A 22,060-nucleotide genomic window follows, 5' to 3' on the forward strand; every position below is an offset into this window, starting at 1 on the left:
GAGATTCCCGGTCACTTCGACGCGTCCGGTGCGGTAACCCGGTGGGATTCGAAGTGGTCGTTCCTCGGTCCGATCGGCGGAATCTGTCTCGGTCTCACTCTCGCGTTCGGGTCAGCGAGGTTCCTGATCCCCCGTGTTCCTGGGCACGCGATCAGCATCGCGAACCATCGATACTGGACGGACCCGGTCAATCGCGCCGAGTTCGATCGAAGAATTTCCGAAGACCTCGAATGGCTCGGCGCTGCCACCGCACTGTTACTTGCCTGGATCGCAGCGGTCGCGGGCACGTCGACGGATGGTTCCGTCGATACCTGGCTCCTCGTCGCCCCGACCGTTCTCTATCTGGTCGGTGTGCTCGGCTACTGCGCCTACATGATCTGGGGCGGACGATACCGGGTGCCGCAACAACAGATGCCGCAGTAACGGATGCCTCACGTAATCTAGTGATGCACGACGCCCCGTAGTGTCTGTGCGGCCAGCAGTACACCGACCGAGTAGTTAGAGGAGCCTGTGGCACGCCGACCCACACCCCCCGGAACCCCGCAACCCACCGGAATCGGACATATCGTCGATCTGGTTCGGCATGCGATTCCGCCGCTTCATCCCGCCGGTCTTCCGTTTGTGCTCGCTCCGCTGGGTGTTGCAGCCCTGGGACGCAACCGTAAGTGGGTGCGGCGAGCCGGCCTTGTGTCCGCAGCTGCCTGCGCCACGTTCTTCCGTCACCCGCACCGGGTACCGCCCAACCGCATCGGCGTCGTCGTGGCCCCGGCCGACGGCGAGGTCGCACTGGTCGACAATGCCGTCCCGCCGGCCGAACTGAACCTCGGCAGCGAACCTCGACCCCGCGTGAGCATCTTCCTGTCGGTTCTGGACGTACACGTCCAGCGCGCTCCCGTCGGAGGCACCGTCAAAACGGTTGTTCACCAGCCTGGCAAGTTCCTCTCCGCAGACCTGGCCGACGCCAGCGAGGTCAACGAGCGCAACAGCATGCTCATCGAGACCGCGAGCGGACACGACGTTGCCGTCGTGCAGATCGCCGGTCTGCTCGCGCGTCGTATCGTCTGCTACGCCGGTGTCGGCGATGCCCTTCCCATCGGTGACACCTACGGTCTGATCCGCTTCGGATCGCGCGTCGACACGTACTTCCCGGCCGGAACGACCTTGCTGGTCGAACCAGGTCAGCGCACAATTGGCGCTGAAACCGTCATCGCGCAACTGCCGTGAAGACACCGAGAATGAAGCCAGCCGTGAAGAGACCGGTGGTGACAACCAGCCCGGCCATGAAGGTGCCAAAACGCACCCAAGCCGTGCGGCTGTTGCCGTCCGTCATCACCATCCTCGCTCTGTGTGCGGGCCTGTCCGCCGTCAAGTTCGCACTCGACGGAGAGCCTGGCATCTCGCTCGCGATGGTCGGTGCTGCGGCGGTCCTCGATTCACTCGACGGCCGGATCGCCCGCCTTCTCGACGCGACCAGCAAGATCGGTGCCGAGCTCGATTCGCTGTCCGATGCCATCTCGTTCGGCGTTGCCCCGGCATTGGTCCTGTACGTGACGTTGTTGGACGACACCAACTTCGGCTGGATCATCGCGTTGGTCTACGCCGTCAGCATCGTGTTGCGCCTGGCCCGGTTCAATACCCTGCTCGACGAAGACGACGTCCCCGCATATGCCCGCGAGTACTTTGTCGGAGTGCCAGCGCCCGCAGGCGCCCTGATCGCCCTCACCCCCCTGGCTGCAACCATCCAATGGGGTGACGGGTGGTGGTCGTCGCAGGTAGTTGTAGTCATCTGGATGTTGTTCTCGGCAGCTCTGATCGTCAGCCGCATCCCGACCCTGGCCATGAAATCGGTATCCGTGCCGCCGCACATGGCTGCCGCGCTGCTGGTCCTCGTGGCCTTGACCGCGGCCGCACTGATCACCTTCCCGTACGTGCTGTTGATCGTTCTCATTGCGATCTACCTGGTTCACATTCCCTTTGCCGTCCGCTCCAAGCGCTGGGTGGCGGCGCGGCCGGAAACGTGGGACATCAAGCCGTCGGAGCGCCGGGCGATCCGTCGTCAACCCACAGCGGGTGGACGACGCTCGATGGTGCGCCTCGGCTTGCGTCGGCCTCGCTAGCTCAGGACGTAGTCTCGGGGAGTGACTTCGCCGGAACTCGCCCTGACTGTCCGACTCAACACCTCCGCAGCAGATTTACGACGCGGTGTCGTGCGCCTGCATCCCGAAGCCTTGGCAGCGTTGGGTATCCGCGAGTGGGATGCCATCGCCTTGATGGGCGCACGCGGAACCGCTGCCGTGGCGGGGCGGGCCCCCACCGGCACACCGGCGGGCACGATCTTGTTGGACGACGTCACGATGTCCAACGTGGGGCTCACCGAGAACTCGTCCGTCGTGGTGGGTCCGGTGACGGTGTACGGAGCACGATCCGTCTCCGTTACCGGTTCCACCATGGCAACCCGCTCGATCAGCCCCACCGTCCTGCGCCAAGCCCTGCTCGGCAAGGTGGTGAGCGTCGGCGATACCGTCTCGCTTCTCCCCCGCGACTTGGGCCCGGGCACCAGCACTTCCGAAGCCACTCAAGCTCTTTCCCGCACCTTCGGTGTCGCCTGGACGTCGGAACTGCTCACCGTCACCGGCGTCGACCCGGCCGGTGGGCCGGTGAGTGTGCAGCCGAACTCGGCGGTGGACTGGGGAACAGCCAGTCCCGCCGGCGTTGCCCGTGTTGTTTCCAGTGCCACTGTGTCTGTCCCTGCCGAGCCCACCCCTGCCGTTCCCCTCGACCACCTCGTGGGCGCACAGGCCCAGGCCGCCAAACTCACCGAGTGGCTCGGCCTGGCGCTCGACGAACCGGAACTGCTGCGCACACTCGGCGCGTCCCCGCACCTCGGTGTTCTGATCACCGGACCGGCAGGCGTCGGAAAAGCCACACTCGCCCGATCAGTTCTCTCGGCGCGAAAGCTGGTGGAACTCGACGGCCCCGGAGTCGGTGCAACCGAAGCGAATACGCGCCTGCAGCGCATCGTCGACGCTGTAGCCGGTGTGCGCGGCGGTGGGGTTCTCCTGATCACCGATATCGACGCATTACTGCCCGCCACACCCGAACCCGTCTCCGCGCTCATCCTCGAACAGCTGCGCAGCGCCGTCGCCACCCCCGGCATCGCGTTTGTCGCCACGTCCGCGCACCCCGAAGCCGTCGACGCCCGCCTGCGCGGTCAAGATCTGTGCGACCGTGAACTCTCCCTGAGCCTGCCCGACGGTGCCACCCGCAAGGCACTCCTCGAACTGTTGCTCCGAAGAGTTCCCACCGGCACACTCGAACTCGACGCCATTGCCTCCCGCGCCCCCGGCTTTGTGGTTGCCGACCTCGCCGCGTTGTGCCGTGAAGCCGCGCTGCGAGCCGCGACCAGAGCGTCCAAATCCGCCGAAGCGCCGGAGATCACGCAGGACGACCTCGTCGGAGCGCTCGAGGTGATTCGGCCACTGTCCCGGTCCAGTACCGAAGAACTGTCCATCGGCAGCGTCACTCTCGACGACGTCGGCGACATGGTCGAAACCAAGCAGGCGCTCACGGAGGCAGTGCTCTGGCCGCTGCAGCACCCCGATTCCTTTGCCCGCCTTGGCGTCGACCCGCCCCGCGGCGTCCTCCTCTACGGCCCTCCCGGCTGCGGTAAGACGTATCTTGTTCGCGCCCTTGCCAGCTCGGGACACCTGAGTGTGCATGCCGTCAAGGGTGCCGAGCTGATGGACAAGTGGGTGGGCGCATCCGAAAAAGCGGTGCGCGAATTGTTCCAGCGCGCCCGCGATTCCGCACCCTCGCTGATCTTCCTCGACGAAATCGACGCCCTCGCCCCGCGCCGCGGGCAGAGCTCGGACTCCGGGGTGTCGGATCGCGTCGTCGCAGCCCTGTTGACGGAGATGGACGGCGTCGAGCCACTGCGTGATGTCGTGGTGTTGGGCGCCACCAACCGCCCTGATCTGATCGACCCCGCACTGCTGCGGCCAGGCAGACTGGAACGCCTTGTATTTGTTCCGCCGCCGGACGCGGACGCGCGCAAGGCAATTCTCAAGGCGTCGGGTAAGTCTGTGCCGCTGGCGGAAGATGTCGACCTCGACGCGCTGGCAGTCGATCTGGAAGGTTACTCGGCAGCCGACTGCTCAGCTCTGTTACGCGAAGCCGCCCTGGCAGCCATGCGCCGCAGCATGGACGCCGCCGACGTGACCGCCGCCGATGTTGCCACCGCGCGCGACAAGGTCCGCCCGTCACTCGATCCCGAGCAGGTAGCCCACCTGCAGGCATACGCCGACAACCGATGAGGACTGACGTGGATGCTGATCTGGTTCTGTACGGCGACATCGTCACGATGCACGAGGACGCTCCGCGCGCGAACGCTCTGGCCGTGACCGGTGGCCGGATCACGGCAGTCGGCGAGCGGACCGAGATCGACTCGCTCATCGGCGAAGGTACGCGGGTGGTGGACGTCGGAACTGCCTGCGTGCTCCCCGGATTCATCGAACCGCACGGGCACCCACTCGAAGAGGCGATCGTGCTCGGCCCGGCAGTGGTCGACATCCGCCCCGTCACGATCGCCGACGCGGATACCGTTGTTGCCACGGTCATCGACACCGTTGCAGCACGCGGCGCGGCCGGTGCATCGCTCAACGGTTGGGATCCTCTGCTGCAGACGGGTTTACCCGAGCCCACGCGCGAGTGGCTCGACATGATCGCACCGGACCACCCGCTCGTGATCATGCACAACTCCGGCCACGTTGCATACTTCAACTCCGCAGCAGCAGCGCAGGCCGGGATCACCCGCGACACCCCCGATCCGATCGGCGGATCGTACGGCCACGATTCCTCGGGCGAACTCGACGGCGCGGCGTACGAGACACCGGCCGTGTTTGCCGTTGCCGGCCACGCGATGACCATCGGGAGCGACTACCCCCAACTGTTGGCCGCCGAGTGCGCCCGGCTCAATGCGGCCGGCATCACCACCGTCGCCGAAATGTCGTTCGACCCACGAATGCGCCCGGCCTTGAAGGCAATTGCCGACGCGGGCGGGCTCACCACCAGGTTCCGCCTCTACGAAATGTCGACACCGGAACGCGCCACGGACGCCACCCCCGGCGAGGGCGATGATCTGGTCAAGCAGATCGGCATCAAAGTGTGGTCGGACGGTTCACCGTGGGTCGGCAACGTCGCGACCAGTTTCCCGTACCTCGACACAGCCGCCACTCGCGGACTCGGCATCGCCTGCACCCACGGTCATGCCAACTACACCGGTGAGCAGATCCACGACATCAGCGCAGCCTACTTCGAGCAGGGGTGGCAGATCGCGTGCCACGCCCACGGCGACAACGCAATCACGATGGTTCTCGACGCGTGGGAGCAACTGCTGCAGGAGTTTCCGCGGTCCGATCACCGCTTGCGCCTCGAACATGTCGGCGCGATGCGCGCAGATCAGTTCCGCCGGGCCGCGCAGCTGGGCGTCACCGTCAGCATCTTCATCGATCACCTGCACTACTGGGGCGACGTGTTGGTCGACGATCTGTTCGGTCCCGAGCACGGCGGAGCATGGGCGGCAGCAGGTTCTGCCCTTGCCGCCGGGCAGCGCTTCACATTCCACAACGACGGCCCGGTCACCCCGGCCAACCCGCTGCGGAACATGCAGGACGCGGTCACCCGACTCTCGCCGAGTGGCCAGGTGCGTGCACCGGAGGAACGTATCCCCGTCGACGCTGCGCTGCGCGCTCATACCGTCAACGCCGCCTGGCAGCTCTTCAGCGAGGAGAGCATCGGCGCAATCTTCCCGGGCGCCTACGCGGATCTTGTTGTGCTGTCGGACAATCCCCTCGATGTGGCGCCCACCGACTTGGCCGACATCGAGGTGCGCGCCACCGTCCTCGCGGGGCGAACGGTGTACGGAGACCTGAACACCGCCGGCTAGCCAGCACCCCTACCAGCGGTTCCGAACTTCCTCCGCAAACCCGAGGAGGTCGCGAACTTCCACCGATGTGCCGTCGTCGAGACCAACCGTGCCGGTGAACCTGCCGAACACCTGGTGCTGAATGGACCGCAGGACACCCACGTCGAATTTCGCGGCGCGATCGATGATGGGCTCGAACTTCATCTCGAACCGGCCGTCGTTGCTCGTGAAGTTCCACGGCGCACCGTCGTAGGTTCGTGGAATCTCGAACGCCAGGCGATCCAGTTTGTGCGCAACACCGTTCACGAAGACGATGTTCTCGCTGGCCGCTGTGGTGTCTCCGAATCCGTAACCGATGTTGAAGCCGAAGCGCTCGCCGTTCACCAATCCCGATGCCGAGCCCCAGTACCAGGTGTTGTCGTAGGTCCAGACTCCGCGGCCCCAATCCAGCACTCCGAAGGCATCTTCCGGAGCAAACGCAAATTCCTGTGATCCGACCCGAACCGTTCCGGTTGCGGGCAGGCAGTTGACTTTCTGGTTGTAGTAGAACGACCGGGGAGCTTTCGGAAAAGGTGTGGCGATCACGATGCGGTCATCGGCGGGGCTTTCGAGAAACAGATCGGCGTGCAATCCCTTGCCCCTGTCGAATGCCGGGTAGTCCACGATCAGGCGACGACCACCGTCGACATGCCTGAACTCGAAGCGCGCCTTACCTTTCGACACAACGACGTCGCCGGAATCGGCACTGGAAGGCAACCCAAGTTTGCCCATTGGGAAGGGCAGCATCACGTTTTCCGTGACCTCACCCGGAGTGGTGAAATCCAGCCACGACACCCCGAGCAACCCCATGTAGCCGTTGTCCGCGACGGTCAGCGCAATCCCGTATTCCGGTGTGAGCACGCAGTAGTAGTCCCACTCCTTGAGCCGGAACTTCGGCGCCTTGACTGCCGACCGCCGATAAGTCTTGACCTCCGACGGCGCCCAGCCCGCCTCTACGAGGTGCCCACGCGCATCGAGAAGCGGGCCTGGCGACATCACGTTCTGCATAGTTATTTCCAGCGCCCCAAAATCTCGTTGGCCCGAGTCGACAATGCCATCTGGAAGAACGGCCCGAAGCTCACGCGGGCGACGCCGAGCGGTCCGAAACTAGCCGGGTCGTCCTGATCCGGGATCCCGATTGCATTGACCGGCAACGGAAGCTCCGACGTCAGACGCCGCTGGACCGCGTCGTCGTGCCGTCCGACGGGGTAGAGAACATCGGCTCCCGCGTCGGCGGCCAGTTTCAGGCGAGCAATGGCGCGGTCCACACGATCAGCCTCGTCTCCCACCTGCTTCACGAACAGGTCGGTGCGCGCGTTGACAACAACGTGGACACCTGCGGCGTCGGCGGCCTGGCGAAGCCCACCCACAAAATCGGCGTGCTCCTGTGCCTCCCGAATACGGCCACCCTCACTGTGCACGGTGTCCTCGATGTTGAGACCGACCGCGCCGGCATCGATCAGCCCTTCGATGAGCACAGCGGGCTCGAGTCCGTATCCACTCTCGATGTCCACGGAAACCGGAGCGTCGACGGCGCCGGTGATCTGCTTGATCCGGCGTACCAACTCGCCGAACGTGATTCCCTCGTTATCGGGCTTTCCGATGGAATCCGATACCGGGTGGCTGCCAACGGTCAGAGCTGCAAAACCGGCCGCAACCGCAAGATTTGCGGACCAGGCATCCCAGACGGTGGGGAGAATGACGGGGTTTCCTGGCTGGTGCAGCGCCAGTAGAGCGGTGGCCTTGTCGTTGATCGATGTCATACGGTGGCTCCTGAAAGTAGGCGATACGTCACCTTACTGTGCGCCTTTTTGGTAGCGCTGGCTACCAGAAAGGCGCACAGGGGCGTAGCCCCTAGTGAGCTACCGGGCAGCCTGTGCTCTTGTAATCAACCTGGAACTCCTTGATGCCGTTGATCCAACCCGAGCGCAGACGACGAGGATCACCGATCTTGGTGATGTCGGGGACATTGTCGGCGAGTGCGTTGAACATCAGGTCGATCTCCATCCGGGCAAGATTCGCCCCGATGCAGAAGTGCGCGCCAGTTCCACCGAAACCCAAGTGCGGATTGGGGTTACGGGTGATGTCGAAGGTCATCGGATCCTCGAAGACATCCTCGTCGAAGTTCGCGGAACTGTAGAGCATGACCACCCGCTGTCCCTTCTTGATGGAGACGCCGGCCAGTTCGGTGTCTTCGAGGGCGGTGCGCTGGAACGCGGTGACAGGTGTCGCCCAGCGGACGATCTCGTCGGCCGTGGTCTTGGGCCGTTCCTTCTTGTACAGCTCCCACTGCTCGGGATTCTCGAGGAACGCAATCATGCCGTGGGTGATGGCATTTCGGGTTGTCTCGTTGCCCGCCACCGCGAGGATCAGCACGAAGAATCCGAACTCTTCGGGGCTCAATGCGTCGCCGTCGATGTCGGCCTGGACGAGAGTGGTGACGATGTCGTCGGCCGGGCAACTGCGACGCGCGTCGGCCATTTGGTATGCGTATCCGAGCACCTCGGTGGACGCGACCGCCGGATCACCCACGTACTCGGGGTCGTCGTAGCCCATCATCTCGTTGGACCACTTGAACAGCTTGTCGCGATCGTCTTGCGGGACGCCGATCAGATCTGCGATCGCCTGCAGCGGCAGCTCACTGGCAATCTGCTTCACAAAATCGCCCGGGCCTTCACCGACGGCGGTGTCGACGATGCTGCGTGCGCGCCGGTCCAACTCGTCGCGCATCCCGTTGATGGCCCGCGGGGTGAACAGCTTGGAAATCAGCTTGCGAAGTTTGGTGTGCTCCGGCGCATCCTTGTTGAGGAGCAGGTGCCGCAGCATCTCGACGGCCTCGCGCGGCATGTCGTCCGCGAAGCGCGCAATGGCGGTGTTCTCCCAGCTCGAGAAGATATCGCTGCGCTGGCTGACCTCTTTGACATCGGCGTGCCGAGAAACAACCCAGTAACCCTCGTCCTGAAATCCGCCGACGGTAGGGGGCTGCTCGCACCACCACACCGGTGCGCTTCGGCGAAGTTCGGCAAATTCCTCGAACGGAATCCGCTCGCCGAGAATCGCGGGGTCCGTGACGTCGAATCCGGCTGGCAGGTCAGGTGTGCGCGTTGTATCCGAGATAGTCATGGCGTCCTCTGATCGGTCGATTGTGCCCTGCACCACAGAGTAGCTTTCACTAACGGCCTGTCAAGTGACAGACGGATAGTCTCGTGCAAATCCGCCGACAGCCGTAAGATTCCTCCAATGACAGACACTGCCGCCAAACCGACTCTGCGCGAAAAGCAGAAGCAGCAGACCCGTGCCGACCTGGTGGCCGCAGCCGACGCACTGTTCACCGAACGGGGCTACGCCGCCGTCACCGTCGAAGACATCGCCGCCGCGGTCGGGTGCAGCCGGGCCACGTTCTATCTCCACTTCCCCGGCAAACTCGACATACTCAAGGCCCTCGGGTCCAATTCCGTCGTCATCAGCACGCTCGCGATATTCCAGGACCTCGACCACGTCCTCGATTCCGGTTCACGCGCAGAATTTGCGGGGTGGATCAACCGGACACTCGACTGGTGCCGCGATCACCACCACCTGATGCGCGCGTGGGACGAGGCCATGGTTCTCGAACCCGAATTTCGGACCCTCGCGCGAGACGGCATCTCGGCGCTCCCCAATGCGATGACGTCGTACCTTGCCCGCTGGCCGCAGGAGCGACACGACGAGGCAAAACTCCGAGTTGAACTGCTACTCACCCAGATCGAGCGCTTTTTCATCCGCTGGGCCGAGCAAGGCGCCATCACCGCCGGCGCCGACGTGGCCGCCGACGTCCTGACCGACATCTGGTTTCCCGCGCTGACCCCACCGGCCTGAGAGCGAGCCCGCGATAGGTTGGTTCGATGCCAGTCGATTTCCGAGCGATCCTCACCACCCTCGCGGCACTCGCGTCGGGGGCACTTGCCGCCTTCGCCTTGACCAATCCCCCGCTGCAGGACTGGGCGATTGTCGCCTCGCAGTCCGAAATCGACCGCTGGATCAGCAGCGGTCCCACCTCCGTTGCACTGGGCGCCGTCGTAGCCGTCCTCGCGTGCGCACTGTCGCAGCGGAGCGGTTCCCGCCGAGCAGCGTGGATCGTTGTCACCGCGGCAACAGCGATCATCGCACTGATCCGGGTTGCCGTTCCGGACGTTGCCGTCCTCGACCTGCTGATCACACTCGTGGTACTCAAAAGTGTTGCGGCAGGCGTCATTCTGGGCTGCGCAGTTGCCGCAAGCTGGGATCGGACCGCCGCAAGGAACGGCGTGCTACTGGGTGTGATCGCAGGATATCTGTCCGCGCACGCCTTCGGTACCGGAGCCGGCCGGATGAGCACCTCCGCTGTGGGTGAACCAGCGTGGTTGTTGCTGGCGGCAACTGCTGTACTGGCAGTCGCCTGCGCAATAAGCGCTCAGTCCGCATTCCGCATCAGACGCCCCGATGCCGGCGAAATCCGCGTCGCGCTCATTGCCGTGATCGCCTTGGCAATCGGGCACCGGATACTCGGATCCATCGTCGACCGACAGGAATTCGCGAGCAAAGGCACCGCCTGGGTGGTCATGATTCTCTGCGCCGCAGCGGCATTGGCCCTGACGGCGATCGCTGCCCGCCAACTCGGCGAGCAGTCCGGCGCGGGCGGCAAGTTTCTCTGGGCCGCAACAGCACTCGCAGCTGCGTCGGCCCCGACCCTGATGCTTGTCAACGGTGAATACGGCCAATGGGCATCGCTGGAATCTCCTTGGGTTGTGGTGCTCGCCTCCGGTGTGGCGGTCGCGCTGGGGTTGCGCCTGAGCAAGCGCATCCCTGCCACCGTCGCAGTGGTCATCCTCGCCGCGGTGCCCCTGTCCGAGCTTCTCCCTTTCACCACTGCACACGGAGCCGTTTCGATCGTGGTGAAAATCGCCGCCCTGGGGTTCGGCGGAGCGGCGTTGCTCGGTGCGCTTGCTCCGGCCAGCCTGGTCGACGCCACCCTCGGACTCGCGATCCTGTTCGCGGCAATGACGTTCACCTCGATCGCTGTTCTGGCCTGTCAACTTTCGTGGCCCCCTGTGCGACTGAACTTCGCTTTTGTGGAATCCGCAACAAGCACCACGACGATTCCAGTCGACTACGTCAACGCCCGGACAATCGGAACTGCTCTCCTCTTTGTCGCGATCATCGCAGTGTGCTGCGCCGCCATCAGACGAGTTCCACACAACTCCAATTCAGCAGAATCCGGCGTATCCGACGCTCATTGACTACCGTGAAGTGGTGCCCGTCATAAGCAGGACGCCCCGTCTGATACTCGGCGGCGTGACGGCATTCGTGGTCACTGTGGTCGGCTTGGCTCCCTTCCTGGAAAGCCAGTCCAGGTCGATCTGGTCGGGCGATCGATTCTGGTCCATCGGCACGATCGGGGCCGGCGTTCTGGCGGTTGTTGCTGTCGGCACCGCGGCCGGTCTGGCTCGAACTCGCATTCGGACGTCGGCGCTGGTTGCATTCGGCGGACTCCTGCTGGAATTGCCAGGTCTGTATTACCAAGCCTTCGAGGCCCTGTCCCCGGTTGGTGCCGGCGTGGCGCTCGGAGCAATAACGGTCACGATTCCCCGCATGGTGCGGGCTGCCACCGTAGCGGGTGTGCTTGTTGCCGTGTTCGTTTCGGATGCACTGCTCGACCCCACGGCAGTTCCACGTCGCTATGCGGACTACCTCGCGCAAGACACCACCCAGTTTCAGCCGCCGATCGTGGCCGCCACACTCATCGCCCTCGGACTGACTGCACTTACGGCGCTCGTTTGGTGGCGCAGCAACGCCGACCGACATCGCGACGAGCCACCGGAACGGATGGCAGTGCGGCCTGTGGTGATCTCGGCAGTGCTGACGCTCATGGGCGTGGCCGTGAACTGGTGGATCACCATCAACACGGTGTGGGCGGCGATTCCCGTCGTCGCCTGTGCCATTTTGGTCACCGTCATCGCCGCGCGTGTTTTGGAGAAGGGCGGCCAGATCCTGCTGATGTCGACGGCCGCCGCGGCCATGCTGGCATCCGCGGTGGCAAACAGCCTGTCGGCGTCCGTGAGCACCGGGGCATCGGCGCCCGTTCCGACTGCGGTTTTTCTCACGGTCCTCATCATCGCGGCAGCAACGCTCGCAGCGTTTCGTCCCTCACTCGTGGGCGGCTACATCGTGCTCGTTGTCCTGTCCGTTGCCGGAATTGCGAGTTACGTCGCAACAACCACGTTCTCTTCGGAGAACGCGCTTTCGGTCAGCGACGTCCTGATCCGCATCTGCGGCGCCGGCGCGGCGTACACGATTGTCAGCGCCATGCAGTCCGAACCGGCGCGGACCGGCGCGTCGCGACTGCTCGTCGGTCTCAGTGTGATCTTCGGACCCACGGCATTGGCCTTACTGGTATATCCGCAGTTCTCCTACGGGTGGACCGACTACACGCCCATCACCGGAGCTACCACGGCCAGTCGGTTCGAACCGTCCGACGACGTCTTGATCCTCAACGGCACAGCCCTCGTGATCGTGGTCGTCTGCGCTTACGCGAGCCGCCGACTGCGTCTGATCAGTCAATCAGGTCCATCGACACCAAGCGTCGAAACACTTTGAGCGAACCTGGTGCCACGTCGTCCATGGCTTCGTACTCTGCGCACGTGAAGTACCGGAACTCGGCGATCTCGCTCGTCGGGCGGGGTTCGCCGTCCATCTCGGCGCGATAGCAACTCATGTGCAGCGCCGTCCCTACCGAATGCCCGAACGCCTGAGCTTCGAACACGTCGAGAAACTCGACGGTGCCGGGGACAAGTCCGACATCGAGTTCCTCACGAATCTCGCGGTGCAATGCTTGTTCGGTGGTCTCACCCGGATCGATTTTGCCGCCGGCCATATAGAACGCCGTCTTCCCGACCGACCGGGTCTGAATCAGTCGGCGATCCCGAATATGTGCAAGGGCAGCGGTGCGGATGATCTGCGTTTTCACCCGGTCCAACATACGTGTATCAGTTCACACGGTTGTAGTTCGAAGCGACGCACTGCACGGCAAATGAAGACGGGCCGGTAATATATACACCCAGACGGTGTCCTTGTGAAGGGGCTACGTCCCGAAATTACCGATAGGTTCGATTTGTTCGGACACCCCGCCGCCCGCTGAACACAACACGACGGAGTGCCTTTTGCTCAGTATTCTGCTTGCCCATGCCGTTGCCGCCCTCTTGGCTCCGCTTGTGGTGCGCAGGTTCGGGCGAAATGGATTTTTCCCGCTCTCACTGGTTCCGCTGATCAGCCTCGGTTGGGTCATCGACAAATGGGGCACAGTCGAGACGCTCCACATCACGTGGGCTCCTGGCCTGTCGATGGACATCGACTTCAGATTCGACGCGCTCTCCGCGATCATGGCCGTCCTGGTCCTGGGTGTCGGCACGCTGATTCTGATCTACTGCGCACGATATTTCAACGACGACGAACCCCGCCTCGGCATCTTCGCTGCCGAAATGGTGGCATTTGCCGGCGCCATGTTCGGCCTCGTGACCAGCGACAACATGTTGCTGCTCTACATGTTCTGGGAACTGACCACGGTTCTGTCATTCCTGTTGGTCGGCCACTACGCCGAGCGCGCTACCAGTCGCCGCGCCGCAACCCAGGCATTGTTGGTCACCACCGCTGGTGGTCTCGCGATGTTGGTCGGCATGATCATCCTCGGCCAAGCCGGTGGCAGCTACAACCTGTCCGACCTGGTCGCCAACCCGCCGACGGGATGGTTGCCGTCCGTCGCGATTGTCCTGATCCTGATCGGCGCACTGTCGAAATCCGCAATTGTCCCGCTGCACTTCTGGCTTCCCGGCGCCATGGCCGCGCCCACCCCGGTCAGCGGTTATCTCCACGCCGCCGCGATGGTCAAGGCCGGTATTTACCTCGTTGCCCGTCTCGCCCCCGGATACGCGGATTCACCGCCGTGGCGCATCACCATCATCAGCCTCGGCTTGTTGTCGATGATCCTGGCCGGTTGGCGAGCCATGCGGGCATACGACCTCAAGCTCGTCCTTGCGTTCGGCACCGTCAGCCAACTCGGTTTCATGATGGTTCTGGTCGGTCTGGGAACGCGCGACGCGGCCCTCGCCGGCATGACGATGGTGGTGGCGCACGCCATGTTCAAGGCTGCGCTCTTCATGGTGGTCGGTATCATCGACCACACCACCGGCACCCGTGACCTGCGCAAACTTGCCCATCTCGGTAAGACGGCCCCCGCGTTGGCGATCATCGCGGCCCTAGCCGCCGCCAGCATGGCCGGGCTACCGCCGCTTCTCGGATTTGTCGGCAAAGAAGCTGCCCTCGAATCGGTGCTCGAAACCGACGTCCTCGGCCACTGGTCGTCCATCGCCGTCATCACTGTCATCGTGATGGGTTCGATTCTGACCGTCGGATACAGCATTCGCTTCATCTGGGGCGCGTTCGGACGCAAGACCCTGAGCAAGCCCAGTCCCGCCGTGAGCAAGATGCATGCGCCCAGCGCTCTGTTCTTGTTCTCCCCTGGTCTGCTCGCCGTTGCCGGACTGGCTGCCGGAATACTGTCGCCGCAGCTCGAGAAGCTACTGACGCCGTACTCCACCACCCTGCCCGCCGGTCCGCACGCCGACTATCACCTGGCGTTGTGGCACGGCGTCAATACGCCGCTGCTGCTCACCTGTGTGGTCATCGCCGGAGGTTTTGCGCTCTACATCGCGCAACGCCAGATCAGCCGCCTTCACTTCGAGCACCCTCCGCTCGGCAACGCCGACCGTATCTACGACGCGACCCTGCGCGGCATGGACACCATCTCCATGCGTCTGACCGGAGTCACGCAGCGTGGTTCACTGCCCCGGACGCAGTCGACCATCCTCGCGACGCTGGTTGTCGTTCCCCTGGTCCTGCTGATCATCGACACCGACACGGGCGTCGATCTCCGGTTGTGGGATTCCCCCATCCAGTTGACGATCGCGCTGATGATGATCGCCGCAGCCATCGCTGCGACCGTGATGCGCAACCGTCTGGCCGCCGTGATCCTGGTCGGACTCACCGGCTACGGCTCCGGTGTGTTGTTCGCGCTGCATGGTGCCCCCGACCTGGCTCTTACCCAATTCCTGGTCGAAACACTGACTTTGGTCATCTTTGTGCTCGTGCTTCGAAAGTTCCCGGCCGAGATCGACGAGAGTAAGGCGATCGGGTTCAAGTTGCCGCGCGCCCTTCTGGCCGGTGCCGTCGGAATCACGATCACCGCCATCGCGGCGTACGCAGTCAACGCTCGCAATACGCGCCCGATCTACGAACTGCTTCCCGACGCCGCGTACACCATCGGCAACGGCAAGAACGTGGTCAACGTCCTGCTCGTCGATATCCGCGCCTGGGACACTCTCGGCGAGATCTCGGTGCTGCTGGTTGCCGCGACGGGCGTCGCCAGCCTTGTGTTCCGCAACCGCCGCTTCGGTATCGCGCCCCGAGTGTCCGACGCGCCTTCGGTGATCGTCGACAAAGCGGCCGCAAGCACCGACACGACCTGGCTGCGCGGCGGCGACCTGATCGATCCGCGTCACCGCTCCCTGGTCCTCGAGGTCACCACCCGGTTGGTCTTCCCGACGATCATGGTGCTGTCGATCTACTTCTTCTTCTCCGGCCACAACGCGCCAGGTGGCGGCTTTGCCGGCGGCTTGACGGCCGGGCTTGCGCTCGTGTTGCGCTACCTCGCCGGTGGACGCTACGAACTCGGTGAAGCCGTTCCCATCGACGCCGGAAAGATCCTCGGCCTGGGCTTGGCTCTCTCGGCCGGCACCGCGATCATCTCGCTGTTCCTCGGTGCCCCGGCTCTCTCGTCGGCGGTCTTCGAGTTCACCCTCCCGCTTATCGGCCACGTCAAACTGGTCACCGCACTGTTCTTCGACCTGGGCGTCTACCTCATCGTGGTCGGCCTGGTGCTGGACGTACTCCGAAGTCTCGGCGCACGCCTCGACGCAGAAATCGAGGTGAAAGCATCATGAGCGCAAATATCGGAATGCTCCTCCTGATCGCCGTCCTGACGTCGACGGGCGTGTACCTGCTGATCGAGCGCAGTATCACCCGCATGTTGCTGGGAATGCTTCTGCTCGGAAACGGCATCAACCTGCTGATCCTCACCGTCGGCGGCAGTGACGGCAATCCGCCGATCGTCGGCCGCGACTCCGTGCACGAAGAGATCGCCGATCCTCTGGCGCAGGGCATGATCCTGACCGCGATCGTCATCACGATGGGCATGGCCGGCTTTGTTCTGGCACTGGCGTACCGGTCTTACAAGATCAACACCGCCGACGCCGTGGAAGACGATCCCGAGGACACCAAGGTCTTGCTGCGCCGGTTGCCCGCCGACGCTCCCGACCACGACCGATCCGACGACCCCGTCACCGGTGCGCCGAGCATCGGCGGCGACGCATTCGACAAGGACGGCAACCCCATCCCCCTGGAACAACTGGTCAACCTCGAGGACATCGAGTGCTACGAAGATCTTCGCGACGGCGATTTCGAGGACGAACCCGTGCCCGACTGGGCCACGGATCTCGCCCGCAAGAAAGAACCTGAGAAGCGCCAGAAAGACGGTAAGGGAGGTGCGCGCACGTGACCATTTCGTCCAACCTCATGGGCGCACTGGCGCCCCTGCCCGTCTTGATTCCGATGCTGGGCGCTGCCGCCACACTTGTTGTCGGCCGACGTCCCCGGTTCCAGCGAGTCATCACCCTGATCGCACTGGTCGCCGTCGTGGCTGTGTCCGGCATGCTGCTGTATCTGGCAGACCGCGACGGCACCACCGCAGTTCAGGTGGGCGGCTGGGATTCGCCGATCGGCATCACTCTCGTCGTCGACCGACTGTCGGCGATGATGCTGGTCGTCTCCTCGATCGTCCTGCTCACCGTCATGGTGTACGCGATCGGTCAGGGTATCCGCGACGGTAACGAAGCGCAGCCGGTGTCGATCTTCCTGCCGACATATCTGGCTCTGACCGCGGGTATTTCCAACGCCTTCCTCGCCGGTGACCTCTTCAACCTGTACGTCGGGTTCGAGGTGCTGCTGTCCGCGAGCTTCGTCTTGCTGACCTTGGGAGCGAGTGCCGACCGCGTTCGAGCGGGTGTCTCGTACGTCATGGTGTCGATGGTGTCTTCGCTGATCTTCCTGGCCGGCATCGCCTTTGCGTACGCCGCGACTGGCACACTCAACATGGCCGACATGGCCCTGCGGTTCGACAACATCCCCGCCGGCACCCGCACCGCGATCTTCGGCGTCCTACTCGTGGCGTTCGGGATCAAGGCTGCGGTCTTCCCACTGTCGGCGTGGCTTCCCGACTCCTACCCGACGGCACCGGCGCCCATCACCGCCGTCTTTGCCGGCCTGCTCACCAAAGTTGGTGTGTATGCGATCATCCGCGCGCACTCACTGCTGTTCCCGCAAGGTGAACTCGACAATGTCCTGATGGTGTGCGGTCTGTTGACCATGGTGGTCGGCATCATGGGTGCCATCGCCCAGAGCGACATCAAACGATTACTGTCCTTCACCCTGGTCAGCCATATCGGCTACATGATCTTCGGTATCGCGCTCTCCACGACCTCGGGATTGTCGGGCGCCATCTACTACGTCGCGCACCACATCATCGTGCAGACGACGCTCTTCCTCGTCGTGGGTCTGATCGAACGACAAGCCGGAAGCTCGTCACTACGACGCCTCGGCGGTTTGGCCGCTGCCAGCCCGATTCTGGCTATCGTGTTCCTCGTTCCCGCTCTCAATCTTGGTGGTATTCCGCCGTTCTCCGGCTTCATCGGCAAGGTTGCGCTGCTGCAAGCCGGAGCCTCCGACGCCAGCGCACTCGCCTGGGTACTCGTCGCGGGCGGTACCGTCACCAGCCTCCTGACGCTCTACGCCGTGGCCCGTGTGTGGACCAAGGCCTTCTGGCGCGCCCGAGCCGACGCACCCGAAGGCGACCTCGCCGATGTCAGCCCGTCGGCTCTGATCGACGAATCCGAAGAGGACATCGCGTTCGACGACCGCGAGGACGTCGGCAAGATTCCCGCCTTCATGCTGATCCCGACAGTCGCACTCGTGGGCGTCGGCCTCGCGTTGACGGTGTTTGCCGGGCAGATCATCGACATCAGCGACCGAGCCGCGAAGGATCTACAGGATCGGTCCATCTACATCGACGCGGTTCTCGGCGATCACCGACCGATACCTGTAGCCGACGCCCCTGTAGCCGACACGCCTGTGACTGACACGCCTGTGACTGACACCGAGGAGGCGCCGCGATGAAACGCTCACTCGTACTCCGCATCGGAGTCCTCCTGTGGCTCATGATCGTGTGGATTCTGCTGTGGGGCAACGTCAGCTGGGGCAATATCTTCGGTGGACTTGCTGTCGGCCTGGTCATCATGGTCCTTCTACCGCTGCCGCCGGTCCCCGTGGAAGGTCGAGTGCACGTGCTCTCGATCCTGCGTCTGATCGGCGTGATCGTGTACTACGCGGCCGTCTCCAGCATCCAGGTGGCGTGGCTTGCCATCCGGCCGTCGCCGCCGCCCGTCACCGGTGTTCTGCGCTACCAACTTGGTATCAAGTCCGATCTGGTACTCACGCTGTGCATCGACGTGCTGAACCTGATCCCGGGAACGATGGTTCTCGAGATCGACCAGAACCGCCGGATCGTCTACGTTCACGTCCTCGACGTAGGTTCACAGAAAGCGGTGAGCGCGTTCTATCGCTCGGTCGAAGATCTGGAGCGACTGTTCATCGCGTCGTTCGAGCGTGACTCCGACTGGCAACCAAGCCCGTGGCACCAACGTGACTACGAATTCGATGCGCCACGAGCGGAGGATCAATAATGAACGGATTCATCACCACCATCCTGATCATCTCCGGAGTGATGCTCGCGGTCGCCGCAGTCCTGACCACTTTCCGGCTCATCGACGGGCCGAGCTCACTCGACCGTCTGGTCGCGCTGGACACGATTGTCGCCGTTGCCATGTGTGGACTCGCAGTATGGGCCGCGTACAGCGGAGACACCACGATCGTTCCCGCGATCGTTGCACTCGCTCTGGTCGGATTCATCGGATCCGTCTCGGTTGCACGATTCCGGGTGAGTGACCGATGATCGGCAACATCCTCGACGTCATCGGCGTCCTCGCCATCTTCCTCGGCTCGGTGCTCGCCCTGACCGCAGCTGTCGGCATCGTGCGATTCCCCGACACATTGCGCCGGATGCACGCGGCCACGAAACCTCAGGTCGTCGGACTTGTTCTTGTTCTCATGGGCGCGGTGTTCCTGCTGCGCGGCAGCGTCGACATCTGGATGCTCGTCCTGGTCGGAATCTTCACCATGCTGACAGCGCCGGTGATCGCACACAGCGTCGGCCGTGTGGCCTACCGCGAGCAGCGCGAGCAGGACGCCGTCATGAAGATCAACGAATTGGAAGACCCGCCGCAGAGTCCGTAGCTGAATCCGTAGGGTCCGCGACGTCTTCGCTCCGGCCGCCCCACTGCGCAAGCGCAGTGCCAGGCTTGGCGTAGAACGTCGCGAAGAAGGCCACCGACATCGCGGTCAGAACTCCGACGAGCAGCGGCCCGAACAGTTCCGGGTACGCCGCCATCTGCACGGACGCGAACCGGTACGACAGCAGTAGTCCGACGAGTATCGCGCTTCCGCCGAGCACCAGCCTGATGCGGAACCAACCCCAACCACGTTCCGGATCGTGCAGTGCGGCATCGAGAGTCAGGCACAGAACCGCGCCGGCGATGAGGTCGACGCCGTAGTGGAACCCGAAACCCAGGGTTGCCGTCAACGTCGCGAGAAGCCAGAACGTACCCAAGGTCCGCAGCCACCACGGGCCGCGGCGCGAGTGGGTGAACAGCGCAACAGCCCACGCCGTATGAAGACTCGGCATGCAGTTACGTGGTGCTGCGTCGTCGAACGGCAGCGACGCCGGCGCCGAGAAATCCACGTTCGGAACGATATTCGGCCAGAAGTCGCCGATCTGGAATCCGAACCCGCGGGGGCCGAACGCAAATACCGGACCCACCACGGGGAACAGAATGTAGAAGATCGGCCCGATCAAACCGATCAGCAGAAACGTCTGGAGAAGGTGATGCGACGGCCAGCCCTTACGGCATTGGTACAGCGCGACAACGATGATCGCGACCGGCAATTCGACGTAGATCCAGTCGAGGATCGCCGCTCCCACCGGGCCGAGCGCGTCGACGAACTGACCCATGACCCACGACGGGTTGCCCAGCGCCTGATCGGCCAGGAAGACGTACTCGTCCCACACGTCGGTGCCGAGGAGGATGGTGATCGAAAGCCAGGTCTCGGCCACCTTCGCGGCGAGGATCAGCAACGCACCCAACACCACTCCGCGAAGCACGCCGGACCGACGCTCACCGGTGAGTTTCCAGAACGCGTACACCGCAATAGCAGTGAGCACCCAAGTGCCGCCGGTGCCCATCGTGATCGGACCGCCGGCGGACCAGCGGATAACTCCGACCACCAGGTCGATGGCAACAGCCGCGGAGATCGCGTACACACGCTCCCGGGTATTGAGCCCGACCAGGGCCAATGCCAGCCCCACCCACGGCATCGTTGCCGAACGAGGAACCAGGAAGTAGTCACCGAACAGGCTTTCCACCGGACCGAGATATCCCTTGTAGGACGCAAAAGCTTGCACGCCCAGAACGAGGGCAAGCACTGCGGCACTACCGAGAATCAGGACCTTGTGCGAAGCCGCCCAGGACTGGCCCGTCTGTCCCGTCGAAGCCCCACTTCGGGACACACTGTCTGTCAACACCGGATAATAGTAAACGGCGAGTGAACGGTGCTTGGACGGCGTCTAGACAAATGGACTGTTTGTCCGAACTGCTCAGCGGCGCGTCACGTACCCAACTCTGCAACCAACGCGTCGACCACTGCCACCAGATCTCCACCGTGAGCTTCCGCCACGCGTCGTTGACGCTGGTACGACGCTCCGCGGCGCGGAATATCGGCGACGGATGCCAACTCGTCCGCGCACCCGAGCGACACCGCGATCGGCGTGAGATCTTCGAGCAGTCGCTCCAAGTCGTCGGTGACCAGACATTCGTTTGCGGCCGAGTCCAGAATGATCTCGGCGTCGAGACCGTATCTGGCTGCGCGCCACTTGTTTTCCTTCACGTGCCACGGCTGCATGTTCGGCAACGTCTCCCCCGCGCTGAGGCGGCGGTCGAGATCAACGATGAGGCAGTGAACCAATGCGACCAGCGCGCCCAGTTCCGCGCGCGTCGACACCCCGTCGAACACCCGGACTTCGATGGTTCCCCACTTGGGCGCCGGACGAATGTCCCAATGCATGCCACCGATCTTGGTGATCACGCCCGTCTTCATCTGGTCGTCGATGAACGACTCGTACTCGGCCCAGCTCTCGAATTGGTACGGCAGACCCGCCGTCGGCAACTGCTGGAACATCAGTGCCCGGTTGGACGCATAGCCGGTATCGACGCCGGCCCACATCGGCGACGACGCCGACAGCGCCAACAGATGCGGGTACCGCTGCAACAGCGCATTGATGATGGGGAACACCCGATCCGCCGAAGACACTCCGACGTGGACGTGCACACCCCAGATCAACATCTGCCGGCCCCACCACTGCGTGCGCTCGATCAGCTCGTCGTAATCAGGCGTGCGCGTGACCAACTGAGTGGACCACTGGGCAAACGGATGGGTACCCGCACAGATGAGGTCGACGGCCAGCGGATCCGCGGCCCGGCGCAACAGGTCGAGGGACGCATCGAGATCGCTCATGGCTTCGCCGACCGTGTCGTGAATGCCCGTCACCAACTCGACGGTGTTGCGCAGCAACTCCTTGGTGATGTGCGGAGTCTCGGAGCCCGCAAGCTCCTCGACCGCCGAAAACACCTCGGCAGCTGTATTGGAGAGATCTCTGGTCACACGATCGACCAAGGCGATCTCCCACTCCACGCCCAGCGTCGGACGCGGCGAACCCGGAAATGGAACTACCACGCAGAGAATCCAACCACAATGATCGCGAGAACACCGTGCTGGCTACTGCGTGGTAGTTGCCGAAGTGATACA

Annotated in this window: 19 protein-coding genes; 13 read left to right on the plus strand and 6 right to left on the minus strand. The window is 63.6% G+C overall.

Annotation, left to right across the window (positions count from 1 at the left end; all coding sequences use genetic code 11):
• Positions 1 to 510 precede the first annotated feature (510 nt).
• The 4 genes from FEZ60_RS14530 to FEZ60_RS14545 are packed head-to-tail and all read left to right on the plus strand — an operon-like array spanning position 511 to position 5,944.
• Entirely contained in the window at positions 511 to 1,224 is a 714-nt protein-coding gene (locus tag FEZ60_RS14530) for a phosphatidylserine decarboxylase (protein WP_033235586.1), read from the plus strand.
• Between the two features lie 56 nt (positions 1,225 to 1,280).
• The gene (locus tag FEZ60_RS14535) at positions 1,281 to 2,117 is read left to right on the plus strand and encodes a phosphatidylcholine/phosphatidylserine synthase (protein ID WP_033235794.1); all 837 of its coding nucleotides are present in this window, start codon (positions 1,281 to 1,283) and stop codon (positions 2,115 to 2,117) included.
• A 21-nt stretch (positions 2,118 to 2,138) separates the two neighbouring features.
• Entirely contained in the window at positions 2,139 to 4,313 is a 2,175-nt protein-coding gene (locus tag FEZ60_RS14540; protein WP_141484864.1) for an AAA family ATPase, read from the plus strand.
• On the plus strand, positions 4,310 to 5,944 hold the full coding sequence (locus FEZ60_RS14545) for an amidohydrolase (RefSeq protein ID WP_172936347.1): 1,635 nt from the start codon (positions 4,310 to 4,312) through the stop codon (positions 5,942 to 5,944). The genes FEZ60_RS14540 and FEZ60_RS14545 overlap by 4 nt, the downstream gene beginning before the upstream one ends.
• Before the next feature lie 9 nt (positions 5,945 to 5,953).
• Here the strand turns inward: FEZ60_RS14545 and FEZ60_RS14550 are convergent, their stop codons facing one another.
• The 3 genes from FEZ60_RS14550 to FEZ60_RS14560 all read right to left on the minus strand — a co-directional run bounded on the left by FEZ60_RS14550 (position 5,954) and on the right by FEZ60_RS14560 (position 9,085).
• Positions 5,954 to 6,970, minus strand: coding sequence for a DUF2804 domain-containing protein (locus tag FEZ60_RS14550; RefSeq protein ID WP_172936348.1), 1,017 nt, complete (start codon positions 6,968 to 6,970; stop codon positions 5,954 to 5,956).
• 2 nt (positions 6,971 to 6,972) lie between these two features.
• Positions 6,973 to 7,725, minus strand: coding sequence for an isocitrate lyase/phosphoenolpyruvate mutase family protein (locus FEZ60_RS14555; RefSeq protein ID WP_172936349.1), 753 nt, complete (start codon positions 7,723 to 7,725; stop codon positions 6,973 to 6,975).
• A gap of 91 nt (positions 7,726 to 7,816) precedes the next feature.
• On the minus strand, positions 7,817 to 9,085 hold the full coding sequence (locus FEZ60_RS14560) for a cytochrome P450 (RefSeq protein ID WP_116102023.1): 1,269 nt from the start codon (positions 9,083 to 9,085) through the stop codon (positions 7,817 to 7,819).
• Between the two features lie 117 nt (positions 9,086 to 9,202).
• Here FEZ60_RS14560 and FEZ60_RS14565 point away from each other — a divergent pair, with 117 nt between their 5' ends.
• From FEZ60_RS14565 to FEZ60_RS14575, 3 genes are read left to right on the plus strand one after another with little or no spacing between them, the layout of a single operon-like run.
• Positions 9,203 to 9,817, plus strand: a complete 615-nt coding sequence (locus FEZ60_RS14565) for a TetR/AcrR family transcriptional regulator (protein WP_033235591.1) — start codon at positions 9,203 to 9,205, stop codon at positions 9,815 to 9,817.
• A 26-nt stretch (positions 9,818 to 9,843) separates the two neighbouring features.
• The gene (locus FEZ60_RS14570; protein ID WP_172936350.1) at positions 9,844 to 11,217 is read left to right on the plus strand and encodes a hypothetical protein; all 1,374 of its coding nucleotides are present in this window, start codon (positions 9,844 to 9,846) and stop codon (positions 11,215 to 11,217) included.
• Positions 11,218 to 11,272: 55 nt separating this feature from the next.
• Positions 11,273 to 12,574 (plus strand): hypothetical protein, encoded by a 1,302-nt coding sequence (locus FEZ60_RS14575; protein ID WP_233364352.1) that lies wholly within the window; start codon positions 11,273 to 11,275, stop codon positions 12,572 to 12,574.
• On the opposite strand, the gene FEZ60_RS14580 is transcribed toward FEZ60_RS14575, so the two are convergent.
• Positions 12,531 to 12,944, minus strand: a complete 414-nt coding sequence (locus tag FEZ60_RS14580) for an NUDIX domain-containing protein (protein ID WP_230590259.1) — start codon at positions 12,942 to 12,944, stop codon at positions 12,531 to 12,533. The genes FEZ60_RS14575 and FEZ60_RS14580 overlap by 44 nt on opposite strands.
• Before the next feature lie 193 nt (positions 12,945 to 13,137).
• Here FEZ60_RS14580 and FEZ60_RS14585 point away from each other — a divergent pair, with 193 nt between their 5' ends.
• Genes FEZ60_RS14585 through mnhG form a run of 6 tightly spaced genes read left to right on the plus strand, consistent with a single transcriptional unit; the run spans position 13,138 to position 19,435 of the window.
• Positions 13,138 to 15,972 (plus strand): Na+/H+ antiporter subunit A, encoded by a 2,835-nt coding sequence (locus FEZ60_RS14585; RefSeq protein WP_045064013.1) that lies wholly within the window; start codon positions 13,138 to 13,140, stop codon positions 15,970 to 15,972.
• A complete protein-coding gene (locus FEZ60_RS14590; protein WP_033235595.1) occupies positions 15,969 to 16,586 on the plus strand; it encodes a Na(+)/H(+) antiporter subunit C in 618 nt (205 codons plus the stop codon). Before FEZ60_RS14585 ends, FEZ60_RS14590 begins: the two co-directional genes overlap by 4 nt.
• Complete coding sequence (locus FEZ60_RS14595; protein ID WP_033235596.1) at positions 16,583 to 18,259, plus strand: Na+/H+ antiporter subunit D; 1,677 nt, start codon at positions 16,583 to 16,585, stop codon at positions 18,257 to 18,259. The genes FEZ60_RS14590 and FEZ60_RS14595 overlap by 4 nt, the downstream gene beginning before the upstream one ends.
• A complete protein-coding gene (locus FEZ60_RS14600) occupies positions 18,256 to 18,825 on the plus strand; it encodes a Na+/H+ antiporter subunit E (RefSeq protein ID WP_033235597.1) in 570 nt (189 codons plus the stop codon). Before FEZ60_RS14595 ends, FEZ60_RS14600 begins: the two co-directional genes overlap by 4 nt.
• Before the next feature lie 11 nt (positions 18,826 to 18,836).
• Entirely contained in the window at positions 18,837 to 19,094 is a 258-nt protein-coding gene (locus FEZ60_RS14605) for a monovalent cation/H+ antiporter complex subunit F (protein ID WP_033235797.1), read from the plus strand.
• A complete protein-coding gene (gene mnhG, locus FEZ60_RS14610) occupies positions 19,091 to 19,435 on the plus strand; it encodes a monovalent cation/H(+) antiporter subunit G (protein ID WP_033235598.1) in 345 nt (114 codons plus the stop codon). Before FEZ60_RS14605 ends, mnhG begins: the two co-directional genes overlap by 4 nt.
• On the opposite strand, the gene FEZ60_RS14615 is transcribed toward mnhG, so the two are convergent.
• Positions 19,401 to 20,780 (minus strand): phosphatase PAP2 family protein, encoded by a 1,380-nt coding sequence (locus FEZ60_RS14615; RefSeq protein ID WP_033235599.1) that lies wholly within the window; start codon positions 20,778 to 20,780, stop codon positions 19,401 to 19,403. The genes mnhG and FEZ60_RS14615 overlap by 35 nt on opposite strands.
• 83 nt (positions 20,781 to 20,863) lie before the next feature.
• Positions 20,864 to 21,988 carry a glutamate--cysteine ligase gene (locus FEZ60_RS14620; protein ID WP_033235600.1) on the minus strand — a complete coding sequence of 375 codons (1,125 nt, stop codon included), beginning with the start codon at positions 21,986 to 21,988 and terminating at the stop codon, positions 20,864 to 20,866.
• Positions 21,989 to 22,060: the final 72 nt, after the last annotated feature.

Origin of the sequence: Rhodococcus sp. MS16, assembly GCF_013277795.1 — a bacterium.
In the GTDB taxonomy this organism is placed as follows: Bacteria; Actinomycetota; Actinomycetes; order Mycobacteriales; family Mycobacteriaceae; genus Rhodococcus_F; species Rhodococcus_F globerula.

What these genes read in the sequence shown, in the direction of transcription:
- FEZ60_RS14535 (WP_033235794.1), top strand. Translation starts at nt 1,281, where the DNA reads ATGAAGGTGCCAAAACGCACCCAAGCCGTGCGGCTGTTGCCGTCCGTC.
- FEZ60_RS14545 (WP_172936347.1), top strand. Translation starts at nt 4,310, where the DNA reads ATGAGGACTGACGTGGATGCTGATCTGGTTCTGTACGGCGACATCGTC.
- FEZ60_RS14550 (WP_172936348.1), bottom strand. Translation starts at nt 6,970, where the DNA reads ATGCAGAACGTGATGTCGCCAGGCCCGCTTCTCGATGCGCGTGGGCAC.
- FEZ60_RS14555 (WP_172936349.1), bottom strand. Translation starts at nt 7,725, where the DNA reads ATGACATCGATCAACGACAAGGCCACCGCTCTACTGGCGCTGCACCAG.
- FEZ60_RS14560 (WP_116102023.1), bottom strand. Translation starts at nt 9,085, where the DNA reads ATGACTATCTCGGATACAACGCGCACACCTGACCTGCCAGCCGGATTC.
- FEZ60_RS14565 (WP_033235591.1), top strand. Translation starts at nt 9,203, where the DNA reads ATGACAGACACTGCCGCCAAACCGACTCTGCGCGAAAAGCAGAAGCAG.
- FEZ60_RS14570 (WP_172936350.1), top strand. Translation starts at nt 9,844, where the DNA reads ATGCCAGTCGATTTCCGAGCGATCCTCACCACCCTCGCGGCACTCGCG.
- FEZ60_RS14590 (WP_033235595.1), top strand. Translation starts at nt 15,969, where the DNA reads ATGAGCGCAAATATCGGAATGCTCCTCCTGATCGCCGTCCTGACGTCG.
- FEZ60_RS14600 (WP_033235597.1), top strand. Translation starts at nt 18,256, where the DNA reads ATGAAACGCTCACTCGTACTCCGCATCGGAGTCCTCCTGTGGCTCATG.
- mnhG (WP_033235598.1), top strand. Translation starts at nt 19,091, where the DNA reads ATGATCGGCAACATCCTCGACGTCATCGGCGTCCTCGCCATCTTCCTC.